This is a genomic window from Peribacillus sp. FSL K6-1552 (genome assembly GCF_038005205.1).
In the GTDB taxonomy this organism is placed as follows: domain Bacteria; phylum Bacillota; class Bacilli; order Bacillales; family DSM-1321; genus Peribacillus; species Peribacillus butanolivorans.
The window spans coordinates 4589553-4601803 of record NZ_JBBOST010000001.1 but is presented as its reverse complement, the minus strand read 5'-3'; the positions used below and the strand labels follow the sequence as shown (position 1 = coordinate 4601803).

Genomic DNA, 12251 nt, shown 5'->3' with positions numbered 1-12251 from the left:
CCCAATTGTGGAGGAGGATTGTACATTTGTTACCTATAAATCATCCTGTTTGGCTACTCTATTTTTCATCCCAGGTAACCTCAGTGGCTTATTGATTATGCTTTCACTATCAACTATTTTTTTATTTTCATTTATAATGAAACGAAATGTCCATTCAAACGTATAAAAAAAGAATATATTTAGAGAATGGTATATTGAAAGTAAAATGGTTGCCGGAAAAATTAAATGAGTATAATCATAACGGAGGTTATTTAATTGGATAAAGAAGGTAAGGAAGTAACGAAATCGAAGTTTTACAAAATAGGAATGGGTTTTCTAATAGTGTCTCTTCTCACTTGGATTATTCCTGTAATAGCTCCTTTTACGCCATTTCCAACTGCGGTAAAAGCGGGGGTCATAACAGGTGCAATAGTCTTTGCAGAAGTAATGTTCTGGGTAGGTGCACTTTTAGTCGGAAAAGAAGTAGCTGCTAAATTTAAAAGTTACTTAAACCCGAAAAATTGGAAAAAAGAAAAAGCAGGAAAATGAAAAATAAAAGTTTAGAAGGTAGTGTAAAAAAGAGTGAGGGTATGGAACCACATTAAATCTTGGCTCTTTTTCACCACCTATATCTAGCCTGCATCCCATATTGTCCTCTATGTCGCAGTTTCTTTTTAATGTTTGGAGACGAAAAGTAAAAAATAAAACGTAGGGAGAAGCGAAATATGGAAAATGAGATGTTGAAAGTATTTAATGCGGATCGTAAACAAATCGGCGTGGCTACGCGTGAAGAAGTACATAGAATAGGACATTGGCATGAGGTTTTCCATTGTTGGTTCGTTAGTAGAGAAGCGGGGGGAGATTATCTTTATCTTCAACATCGTTGTGCGATGAAAAAAGATTATCCGAACCTATTGGATATTACAGCTGCCGGACATTTGCTGGCTCATGAAACGATATACGACGGTGTAAGGGAGATTAAAGAAGAAATAGGCATCGATGTTTCATTCGCTGAGTTGGTCCCACTAGGTGTTATTGAATATCATGTAACAAAAGAAAATTTCATCGACAAAGAATTAGCTAACGTATTTCTATATGAAAGTACTCAGTGTTTCGATGACTTCACCTTACAAAAAGAAGAAGTTTCAGGGATGGTAAAAGTTGAATTGGATGATTTTGAAGACCTGTGGGACGGAACAAAAGAAGAAGTGAATATCCAGGGATTTGAAATCAATCAAGATGACCATAGAATGATGATAGATCAATATGTTGGCAGAGATAAATTTGTGCCGCATGAAGTTTCCTATTATAAAAGCATAATTAGGTTGATCAGAGAAAACTTATCATAGCATTCAGGTTCTGACCAAAGCTAACTAAAACTTAAGCCCCAACAAAACAATCCGAGTTTTGTTGGGGCTTAAGTTGTGTTCAAAAAGCTGAAAATCCCATTGTTATTGTGTTGTACCGTTACTTAGCATCATGAAAAATGATCCCCATCCCGTAGCGGGTGCCCGATTGCAGAGTGCTTACGCCATGACGCATCGTATTCTTGTAATATCCTTTTTTACCTTCTACTGGCCGGTGGTTCGTAGGGAAGAGGAGTGCTTCTCCTTGTTCTAGCGTGATGACATGCCCTCGGCTTTGGGCTCGGGGCCGCTGTTCCACAAGAATGGATTCGCCTCCGGTATAATCGACTCCCCGCTGATTTAGTGTAAACACAACTTGGAATGGGAAATAAACGTCTCCATATAGATCCTGATGCATACAATTATAGCCGCCTGCTTCATATTTAAGTATAAGAGGGGTTGAACGGGTTTGGTCTTTTTCATGGCACTCTTCTAAAAAAACATCTAACGAATCAGGATAAATGGCTTCTTTCCCTAACTGGTGCAACCATCGATTAGCAGCTATTGCGAGTTCAGGGTAAAATGCCGTACGTAGCTCCTGCAGTATAGCTGGCAAAGGATAATCGAAATATTTATACTCGCCTTCACCGAAGCGATAACGTCCCATGTTGATTGTGTTTCGATATAGTTCTTCTTGGTCATACAAATTGATAAAGTTTTGACATTGTTCAGGAGTAAGCAGGACAGGCAATTTTGCAAAGCCTTGGTCGTCCAATGTTTGATGAATTTGGCCCCAGTCAAGTGTGTAGATTGGTGAATTCAAATTCCTATTCATTTATCTCCCTCCATTTTGTGCTTCTAATTGAAGCAGATATTGTTTCATCTCCGTTCCTCCGCGGTACCCAGTTATGGCTCCATTTTTTCCAATTACCCGATGACAGGGCACTGTAATCAGAACTGGATTGGCACCGATAGCCGTTCCGACCGCGCGAACAGCTTTAGGTCTTTGAATGTGCTCGGCAATATCAGAATAGGAATAGGTTTTTCCATAGGGTATTTGATTCAATGCTGCCCAAATTTCTTGTTGAAATGGCGTTCCTTTAACATCTACGGGTAATGAGAAAGTTTGCCGATTTCCCTCGAAATATTCATACAGTTCTTTTAGATAGGGCTTTAAGGCTTCTTCATTTTCAACAAGGTTCGCCAAGGGGAAGCGTTTTTGTATCCAAGTTTTCAGCTCATCATACGATTGACCAGGTGAACCTACATAACAAAGTCCCTTTTCAGACTTGGCTACATAAAATTGCCACTTATCGTATTTTAAAATGGCCCAATCTATTGTTTGTTCTTTAACATTCATCATGTTGTTCACGCTCCTTTTTCAAGTCTTGATGGTAAGCTTTTCGATATCCTGATGGTGTATATCCCGTGTTCTTTTTGAATAACGTTATAAAATAGGGGGTGCTTGAAAATCCTACAGCCAATCCTATTTCGGTTACCGGCTGTTCGGAGCTTTCAAGCATTCTAATTGCTTTTTCAAGGCGAAGCTGTTGAATATATTCAGTAGGCGATAGACCTTTCACACGCTTAAACAATCTTTGTAAGTGGTAGGGACTGCCATGAGAAATATCCGCCAATGTGTTCAATGTGAGGGGCTCGCTGTAATGTTGCTCAATCCATTCAGTTATTTGCTCAATCCACTCATCTGTTGGCAGATTCAAGCCTTCGGGTTTACAGCGTTTACAAGGCCTGAAATTTTCTTCTAAAGCCATATTAGCATTTTTGAAAATCTGCACGTTTTCTTTGTTGGGCACCCTGGATTTACAAGAGGGCCGACAAAAGATGCCTGTTGTTTTTACGCCATATAAAAAATGATCATCATACGCTGCGTCACACACTACAATAGCTTTCCAGTAATCATTAGGAATGTCTGTTTTTTTCAAATTCATCACATTCACCTCTTCAATTAGTATACAAGAAAGTATTGATATACAAACATTTCGATAATATAAAAGCAAGATAACGTAATTTCTTTCAAATAGGAATAGGAAAAGACAGCCGAAGATGGCTGACCGGAAAAATAAGAAAAAAAGCCTTTCACTATATTAGTGATCGGCTTTTTTCTTGTTAAAATCTCCAAATAACCAATGGAAAAAGGTTATAAAGATTGTAAAATAAATCGAATAGCCTAAATTACCCAACCACTTTATCGGTTCACCATCGGAGTATTGTATGATAGAGGTAGCAAGGTACATCAAGATAATAGCTACTAAACAGCTAATAAAAAATCTTTTCTTTGATATTCTCATGGCTAAGATAAAACTCCCTTTACATTTTCAGTTTATCGTAATATACATAACTTCCATTATAATGAAAAAGAGATGTTCTTGATATTCAAGGGCTTAAGTCAAAAAAATAAAAAGGAAGGCCTAGCTTGAGGAGTAGGGGGAATATCTGGCTCACACTCTTTCACCATTTCACCATAATGCTAATTTAGTTGAAAGAGTTGCTCTAGTGAAAATTTGGAAGTGACTATAAATAGGTTGAATCTGTTAAAATAAGGAAGGTAGATAAAGCTCCAGGAGTATTTGCGGGAGAATAACTTAGTATAGATGTGAATCACAAAAGGGTCTATTTGTTGATGAAAGAGTTAGTTCACTTTTTTAAAATGAAATAACAAAGCAGTTCTAAATGATCTACGATTTAGACTGCTTTGTTATTAAAAGATATCCCTTAATTTAAATTAATGTGCGGTATAGCCCCCATCAACAAGAAGGGTTGTACCATTAACAAAACTAGCATCATCACTTGCTAAAAATAAGACAGCTTTTGCGATTTCTTCTGGTTTTCCAAGCCTGCCTTGTGGATGAAGAGAAACTAAATATTCTTTCGTTTGAGGATCAACACTTGCAAGTAAAGGAGTGTCAATATAACCTGGGCAAACCGCATTAATACGAATACCATCTTTTGCATAAGCAGTACATAAGTTTTGAGTTAGTAGCTTCACGCCACCTTTTGCAGAGGAATAGGCTGTTGGATTTGGTAATGAAACAAAACTATGAATAGAACCAGCGTTAACAATGACACCGCCTGTACCTTGTTTAAGAAACTGTTCAATCGAATATTTATCAGAAAGGAATACTCCTGACAAATTAATATCGATGGTTCGTTTCCATCTTTCATAGGACAATTCATGTGCTGGTGCATCATCAGCAACTCCAGCATTTGCATACATAATATCTAGCTTGCCGTATTTATTCACGGTTTCATTGATCATCTGTTTAATATCTTCTTCATTTGTTACATCTGTTTTAACAAATAACGTATTATATCCATTCGTATTCAATTCTACTGATATGTCTTTACCACGTTCTGAAAAGTCAGCAATGACCACTTTTGCTCCTTCTTCAGCAAAAAGGCGAACAGTCGCTTCACCAATTCCACTTGCGCCACCTGTTACGATTGCTACTTTGTCTTTTAATTTCATATCAATCTCTCCATTCTGCAATTAATTCAAGTCGATATCCTATTGTTAACATTGCTAAATCTTTTTATCTTGCTGTTGCTCCACCATCAATCACAAATTCTGCACCTGTCGTGTAAGCTGATTCATCAGAAGCAAGAAATAGTACTGTATTTGCTACATCTTTTACAGATCCTAGATGTCCTAAAGGAAATAAATTTGCACCTAATTGTTCTTTTGAATTTCCAGTTACCTCAGAAGCATAGTCTGCCATTCCAGTATCGATGTATCCAGGATGGATAGAGTTCACTCTAACCCCCGCAGAAGCATATTCCATCGCCGCATCTTTTGTCATAATACGTACTGCTCCTTTACTAGCACCATATAGAACATGTCCTGGAGATCCCATCAAACCTGCTATGGAGGAAGCATTAATCACTGAACCTTTATTTTGTTTGGCCATCAAAGGCATGATATGTTTCATTCCTAGGAATACGCCAGTCACATTAATAGACATTAAAAGATTCCATTCTTCTACTTCAATCTCTGCAAGAGGTTTTATTTTATAAATTCCAGCATTGTTGAAAAGAATATCAACTTTGCCAAAAGTCTTGATGGTTTCCTCTGCAACCATTTTCCAGTCTTCCTCTTTGCTGACATCATGACGGACGAAGAGTGCTTCTCCCCCGTTTGTTTGAATGTCTTTTACTGCTTGATTTCCAGATTCTTGATTTATGTCAGTGATAACAACTTTTGCTCCTTCTTTAGCAAATAATAAGGCTGTTTCTTTACCGATTCCTGTACCTCCACCGGTTATAATAGCTACTTTATTTTCAAGTCTCATTACAAACACGCATCCTTTCAAGATTAAAATCATGTGTAAAATTGTGTACAAAGAACCTTTTTACTATTCGAAATCGGATTCAAAAAGATTTACTAACTTGCTACACATTCATCTTACTACGTTCATTTTGAAATACTATCCTATAAGATGATGTATAATAATAGAGTGAATATCCTCCATTTATAGGGTTATTTTGTTTGAAGGAGAAGAATTTCTTATGACTCAGCCATTTCATCCATATGAAGAAATTACGTTTCAACAATTCGTATTGTTCATCAAAACTCATAGCAAACAGATTGAAGAAAATATAAATATCTACCTCAGTCTAGAACCTTCCATTTCCGAGTCAGATCGAAAAATAACTGATACGTTGCTGCATTCATTTTTTCAACTATTAACCCAATCGAATATTGTAGGTATCGATGAAGATTTAGCGAGCCACTTTGACAATTGGCTTCAATCTCAGCTATCGATATTAAATATGAAAAGTTTTAACCTGTTTCAATTGATTTTCCAAAAATCTTTGATTACACTCATGATCCAAATAAAACATAACCGAATCATTCCTATATTAATGTTTTCATTATCTATTTTTACTTACCTTGTCCATAGTTATAACAATTGGGTAGATGCAGATACTACAGATCTTACCAAGAAAAATCCCCATGAAAATAGGGAACTTAAAAGGCTACAATTATTAGACAAATTAAACAAACTCCTGATTCGCTCTTCAGGAGTTCATGATTTAGCCTATATATTAAAAAAATGTGAAGAGTATTTTCACTATAAACGATGTGTTTTTTACGCTTATATCCCATGGTCGAATCAATTCTATGGTGTCATTGGTGCAGAGCTTCCAAAGGTACAGAGCATGAAAGGACAGCTGAGTGAGCAGAATACAGTTTTAAGTTCCAAAAAGCCGATTTATTTAAAAAATCCAAAAAATTATGTGAAAGAGGAACATGTAAAATTATTTAATCTGTCTTCCGTTATCTTTATACCGATCACCCATCAAGATCAATTGTTTGGATGGCTTACTTTTGATCAATTAGGTGAAGAATTTGATTGTTCAAAAGGTGAACTAGATTTACTAGAACAAGTCGGGAACCGTCTTGGTTTATATTTTTCAAGAAAAGGTGAAGAAGTGGCAAAAACTTCCGATCTTCACTTAACAGAAAGAGAAACCACGATTCTTGATTTGCTTTCGGAAGGGTACGACAATAAAAAAATAGGTGAATTATTGTTCTTAAGCGAGCATACGGTGAGAGATTATGTGAGCAGTTTAATGACTAAACTAAAAGCCAAAAATAGGACGCAAGTCGTTGCCCTTGCTTTTCGATTAGGTTTATTAAATTAATTCCTCCCTTTTGCAAATCCGTCAACAATGAGAGGGTCTTAGGAAAACCTAATATATGGACGATGGACACTAAGAAGGACCAAAAATAATGGTCTTTTTTCTTTTGGTTTACTTATGATTTCTCAACTTTCAGCCTCTAGGATTCATTACTTTTTTTGTTTGTTTTCATACCCCGTCCAAATTTAGAAGGAAAGTGCAAGATAACGTAATTAATTTTTGGGAAATAGGATTAGAATAAAGAGAACGTGAAGAAGGAGGGGCAAAATGAAAGAGCCATATAAAATGAACAAAGAATTACTTGATAAAGAGAAGGATGAATTAATCATCCACCCCCCCAAAGAGTTTAGCTTTTCGGAAAACTTGAGCTACCTGTCACGATCCTCCAATGAATGTCTATTTGAAATTGTTGATCAAAAAATTTATCGTGCCTTATTCGTAGAAAACGAGACAATATTAGTGGAAATCCGAGCTGAGAACGATACGATGATTTTTGTTCGATTTTTAGGTCGTACTACTTCAATAGAAAAACATGTTCAAGAAGCCGTTTCCCAATACGTTCGACAATGGTTTGATCTGGACACAAATCTGCTTCCTTTTTATGAGTTAGCAAAAAATGATCCTATCTTGCAAAGGCCAGTAAGTCAATTTTATGGTCTGCGAAATATAGGTATCCCAGATTTATTTGAAGCTATTGCCTGGGGAATTCTTGGACAGCAAATCAACTTGACGTATGCTTATACATTGAAACGGAGACTTGTTGAGAGATTCGGTAAATCTGTTGAATATGAAGGAGAGAAATATTGGCTGTTCCCAACGCCTGAAGTGATCGCGAATTTAACCGTAGAAGATTTTGTAGAAATGAAGATGACCGTGAAGAAATGCGAATATTTAATTGGCGTGGCCCAACTGATGGTTCGAGGAGATCTCACAAAAGAAGAGTTGTTAAATGCTAAGGATGTTAAAGCGGCTGAAAAAATGCTGACCAAAATTCGTGGAATCGGTCCGTGGACAGCGAACTATGTATTGATGCGCTGTTTACGTTTTCCAGCAGCTTTTCCAATTGATGATGTCGGGTTGCATAATTCAATGAAATTGGTTATGGAAACTGAAGCAAAACCTACGAAAGAAGAAATTCTCAAATTATCAGGAGCGTGGGCCAATTGGGAGTCTTATGCGACGTTCTATTTATGGAGATTGCTATATTGAAAAGCCATGGTAAAGCTCTCTTGAATTGGGTTCAAGCGGGCTTTTGAATGTTCATTTTTCAATGTGGGAGACTAGTGGGCTCACAAGGTAATATACCAAAATTCACGGTCCGCTAAAACTAGATTATAAGGTGTTTTAATGTCAGTCCAACTAACGCTTCGATTAATTCCTATGGGCAAGTCTTCCTGGCCATTCAAACTAGTGAATACTCGATAACTCCGCTAGCGTGCAGTTCTTCCTCTATATATGAATACAATATATCTACATTGCTTTTGGATAGGTATTTTGGAGGTAAAAGGTTATGGTTAATGGCAACCTGATGTTTGAATGAAAAGTGGGAACTATATGAAAATCTTGTTTTTGATGCTCTATCGTAATTATCTTCAAAATGTAAATGTGTGAAATCCAATTTATCTTTGAAAACATTTGGTTGTTCAGGTGAGACTGGCTTAAGGCCAAACGAACCTTCAGGAAGTTTCATTGGCGAAGCGATATAGATGTATTGAGTCAAAAATGTTTTCCCCTTTCGCTTACAATAATGTTTTACAGAGCGTACTAAGTGAGAATCCCCCTAATAATTACAAAGTAGCCCAACCATCTCAAGCCTATTCACCATATCTTATTACATTCAATCATGTAGAGGTGAATGACTATGTATATGTTCCCAATGTATCATTATGAAGATCAAGATTATCTTGTACGACAGTTTCCAGGTCTACCCGGCTTTCCAAGTATACCTGGTTTACCAGGGCTTCCTAGTCAACCGGGATTTCCAGGTGCACCAGGATTTCCGGGCCAACCAGGATTTCCAGGTGCACCAGGATCTCCGGGTCAACCAGGATCACCACCAAGTTCACAAGCGCCAACGGCCCCTCCGCCATCGTTTATCCCTCTCCAACAATCGGCTTCAACATTTGCTGTAGATCCAGGAGCCATTTCATTTTGCTTATTCCGGAATACTTTTATATGGCTAAATAATGGTGCAAGTTTCTGGTATTATCCCATTTTTGTCGGTCCGCGATCTGTTGCAGGCTTCAGATGGAATGGCAGGTTCTGGACGGTTTTTGGCATTGATACAAGACAAATTAATTCATTTACATGTTTTTGAAAATAAAGTATTCAAAGGGGATGTTAGTCATAATATCCCCTTTGAACATTGGAGAAATTTGATAACCTAAGCTTTAAACTGCTTTGATTTCTTCCAATTAGAAAGGGTTTCAAAGCAAGATAGAAGCAGGACAAGCTAAAGAAAACCATTATTCACAAAATGCCTACTGTTGATTGTCCTCCTCTCTGGTTAAATTATCCCGTAGAAAAGGCTGATTCTAGTAAAACTCAACAAGTAGTTCCACAAGCTTTATAAGAAATAAATCAAGTAAAAGGAGCATTGAATAATAAAAATACCGTTTATTATTGAACAGGTTTTAGGCTTGGTTTGATAAATCTTTTTCAAAACAAGCTCTCTCTTTTTATCAGGGTTCATGTTCATTATTTATTAGAAATGGTAAAATCGTTATATTCCTATAAAATTTAAAAAGTGGAAATGAAAATAGAGGATGCTGTTGAATATGAAGAAAGTATCGCTAGAAACCAAGATTCTTGGGTTAGTCTTATCATTGAGCTTATTTTTGATTCTCCTATTAACGACCTCCTTTTCTTATATGGAAGGAAGACAAATAGCGAAGGATAAAGGTCAGTTAGCTTTGGAGTTATCAAGAACCATTAGTTTTATGCCTACCGTCACGGAGGCATTTGAATCCGAAAATCCTGCTAGGACGATCCAGCCGATTGCCGAAAAAATTCGCAAGGAAACGGGGGCTGAATTCATCGTTGTAGGAAATAAAGAGGGAATTCGTTATTCTCATCCGTTAGCCTCTGAAATAGGGAAGCGAATGAAAGGTGGGGATAACAACCGAGCTATAAAAAATGGTGAATATTACGTTTCTGAAGCGGCTGGTTCGCTTGGTCTTTCTATTCGAGGAAAGTCACCGATATTTGATAAGGATGGAAAAATAATTGGAATCGTTTCTGTCGGTTTTTTAGTGAACGATGTTCGTGCCCAAATTTTTAAGGATTTATCTAAAGAGATGATTGTGTCTTTAGTAGCCATTATGATATCAATCGTCGGGAGCTATATGCTGGCAAGAAGCATACGTAAAGATACATTAGGGTTAGAGCCATTTGAAATTGCTAATTTATATAAAGAGAAAAATGCTGTACTTCACTCGGTGAAAGAAGGTATTTTAGCCATTGATCAAAATGGTTTGATTACATCTATGAATCAGCCGGCAAAAAAGTTGCTGGATATAAAGGAACCTGTTCGCCATTTGAATGTAGATGGGTTGTTTCCTTCAACATATTTATATGAAGTGTTGAAATCAGGGGAACCGCAAGTGGATAAAGAAATTTCTTGGAAAGATAAATCTGTTATTGTGAATTGCACGCCGATCTTCGATAGTGAAGGTGTAAGCGGTGTAGTCGCTTCGTTCCGTGATCGAACAGAAATAGAGGAAATGGTTAACACATTATCGGAAGTGAAGATGCATTCAGAGGATTTAAGAGCACAAACCCATGAATTTACCAATAAATTATATGTTCTATCCGGATTGATACAGTTAGGGGAATATGATGAAGCAATAGATATGATTCAAAGCGAAACATCCGAATTGTACTCTCTGAACCGTGTTGTGTTCGAACAGATTAAAGATACAAAGGTACAAGCTCTGTTACTTGGGAAGATAGGAAAAGCATCAGAAAAGAAGATTCCCTTTGAAATAGACTCACAAAGTTACTTAGAGAAACTCCCGGACCATATAAAATTGTCCCAACTTACCTTGATTCTTGGCAATATAATCGATAATGCGCTGGAAGCGGTTTCTGGCATGGATGAGCCACTAGTGAAATTTTTCGCTACCGATATCGGAAATGATATGGTATTTGAAGTAAGTGACAATGGAAAGGGAATACCCGAGAATGATATCGCGTTTATTTTCGACCGGGGTTTCACTTCGAAAACAAGTGGAAATCCAAGTGGATATGGACTATCAAATGCTGATCATGTTGTAAAAGAGTTGGGTGGCATCATCGAAGTTCAAAGCGAGGAAGAAAACACCGTATTCACCGTGTATCTTCCTAAAGAGCAGACAGGAGGGAAAGAATGCTAAAAATAAGAGCGGTCATTGCAGAAGATGATTTTCGTGTAGCGGATATCCATGAGAAATTTTTAAAAAACTTTGAAGAAATAGAAGTGGTCGGGAAAGCAGTAAATGCAAAAAAAACTCTTCGGATCTTGGAACAAAAAAGCCCTGATCTGCTTCTGCTTGATGTCTATATGCCGGATCAGCTTGGTACAGACTTACTTCCAAGCATTCGTCAGAAATTCCCGAATGTGGATATTATCATGATTACGGCAGCCACAGAAAAAGAACAACTTGAAAAGGCCCTTCACTATGGTGTAGAGAATTATTTAATTAAACCGGTAGAAATGAAGCGCTTCAACCAAGTCATAGTGGAGTATCTTAAGAAAGCCCACCTGATGCAATCTAAACAAGATATAGACCAGGATTTTGTTGATCTTATTTTAAAAAAGGGATCGGCTACGCCGGAAATCAATGATGGACCTGCATTACCAAAAGGAGTCGACGAAATCACATTAACGAAAGTAATGGAAGTTCTTGAAATAAGCGACATTGGTTTGTCAGCTGAGCAAGTGAGCTCTCAAATCGGCGCTTCTAGAACAACAGCAAGGCGTTATCTGGAATACCTGATATCCGTAAAGAAATGTAAGGCAGAAGTAATATATGGAGTAGTGGGGAGACCAGAACGTAGATATTATAAGATTTGATTCAGAGAAAGATAACCTAGGAAATATAAAAACACCTTCGTAAATGGAGGTGTTTTTTGTATGGGAAAATCGGTGGGTAGAAAAGTGCTTTAGAGATTACCAATATTGTTAAAATCATTTAAAAACCAACCATTCAAACCCCGGGCATGGCATCCGGTATAGTCTGAAAATTGAAGATGAAAAGTACCTCCGTGAACACAATGAACACAATT

The 12251-nt window shown here is 37.2% G+C and carries 13 protein-coding genes; 7 read left to right on the top strand and 6 right to left on the bottom strand.

The window, feature by feature from the left end; genetic code table 11:
- Positions 1-255 precede the first annotated feature (255 nt).
- Positions 256-528, top strand: coding sequence for a transporter suffix domain-containing protein (locus tag NST21_RS22145; protein ID WP_242485385.1), 273 nt, complete (start codon positions 256-258; stop codon positions 526-528).
- A gap of 176 nt (positions 529-704) precedes the next feature.
- Positions 705-1328 carry an NUDIX hydrolase gene (locus tag NST21_RS22140; RefSeq protein WP_340891285.1) on the top strand — a complete coding sequence of 208 codons (624 nt, stop codon included), beginning with the start codon at positions 705-707 and terminating at the stop codon, positions 1326-1328.
- 118 nt (positions 1329-1446) lie between these two features.
- Here NST21_RS22140 and NST21_RS22135 read toward each other — a convergent pair whose 3' ends face one another.
- The 5 genes from NST21_RS22135 to NST21_RS22115 form a co-directional block, all read right to left on the bottom strand.
- Positions 1447-2160 carry a 2OG-Fe(II) oxygenase gene (locus NST21_RS22135; RefSeq protein ID WP_340891284.1) on the bottom strand — a complete coding sequence of 238 codons (714 nt, stop codon included), beginning with the start codon at positions 2158-2160 and terminating at the stop codon, positions 1447-1449.
- Positions 2161-2688, bottom strand: coding sequence for a methylated-DNA--[protein]-cysteine S-methyltransferase (locus NST21_RS22130; protein WP_340891282.1), 528 nt, complete (start codon positions 2686-2688; stop codon positions 2161-2163).
- Positions 2675-3274, bottom strand: coding sequence for a bifunctional transcriptional activator/DNA repair enzyme AdaA (locus NST21_RS22125; RefSeq protein WP_340891280.1), 600 nt, complete (start codon positions 3272-3274; stop codon positions 2675-2677). The genes NST21_RS22130 and NST21_RS22125 overlap by 14 nt, the downstream gene beginning before the upstream one ends.
- A 794-nt stretch (positions 3275-4068) precedes the next feature.
- On the bottom strand, positions 4069-4812 hold the full coding sequence (locus tag NST21_RS22120) for an SDR family NAD(P)-dependent oxidoreductase (RefSeq protein ID WP_340891278.1): 744 nt from the start codon (positions 4810-4812) through the stop codon (positions 4069-4071).
- 64 nt (positions 4813-4876) lie between these two features.
- The gene (locus NST21_RS22115; RefSeq protein WP_340891277.1) at positions 4877-5632 is read right to left on the bottom strand and encodes an SDR family NAD(P)-dependent oxidoreductase; all 756 of its coding nucleotides are present in this window, start codon (positions 5630-5632) and stop codon (positions 4877-4879) included.
- A gap of 217 nt (positions 5633-5849) precedes the next feature.
- On the opposite strand from NST21_RS22115, the gene NST21_RS22110 reads away from it, so the two are divergent.
- Both NST21_RS22110 and NST21_RS22105 read left to right on the top strand, forming a co-directional pair.
- Complete coding sequence (locus NST21_RS22110; protein ID WP_340891276.1) at positions 5850-6989, top strand: LuxR C-terminal-related transcriptional regulator; 1140 nt, start codon at positions 5850-5852, stop codon at positions 6987-6989.
- A 282-nt stretch (positions 6990-7271) separates the two neighbouring features.
- A complete protein-coding gene (locus NST21_RS22105) occupies positions 7272-8195 on the top strand; it encodes a DNA-3-methyladenine glycosylase family protein (RefSeq protein ID WP_340892604.1) in 924 nt (307 codons plus the stop codon).
- A gap of 193 nt (positions 8196-8388) precedes the next feature.
- Here the strand turns inward: NST21_RS22105 and NST21_RS22100 are convergent, their stop codons facing one another.
- A complete protein-coding gene (locus NST21_RS22100; protein ID WP_340891275.1) occupies positions 8389-8706 on the bottom strand; it encodes a hypothetical protein in 318 nt (105 codons plus the stop codon).
- Positions 8707-8847: 141 nt separating this feature from the next.
- Between NST21_RS22100 and NST21_RS22095 the strand changes: the two genes are divergently transcribed.
- The 3 genes from NST21_RS22095 (at position 8848) to NST21_RS22085 (ending at position 12039) form a co-directional block, all read left to right on the top strand.
- On the top strand, positions 8848-9303 hold the full coding sequence (locus NST21_RS22095; protein WP_056527128.1) for a collagen-like triple helix repeat-containing protein: 456 nt from the start codon (positions 8848-8850) through the stop codon (positions 9301-9303).
- Between the two features lie 460 nt (positions 9304-9763).
- Positions 9764-11359 carry an ATP-binding protein gene (locus NST21_RS22090; RefSeq protein WP_201250504.1) on the top strand — a complete coding sequence of 532 codons (1596 nt, stop codon included), beginning with the start codon at positions 9764-9766 and terminating at the stop codon, positions 11357-11359.
- Positions 11353-12039: a response regulator gene (locus tag NST21_RS22085; RefSeq protein ID WP_340891272.1), complete on the top strand. Its 687-nt coding sequence runs from the start codon at positions 11353-11355 to the stop codon at positions 12037-12039. Before NST21_RS22090 ends, NST21_RS22085 begins: the two co-directional genes overlap by 7 nt.
- Positions 12040-12251: the final 212 nt, after the last annotated feature.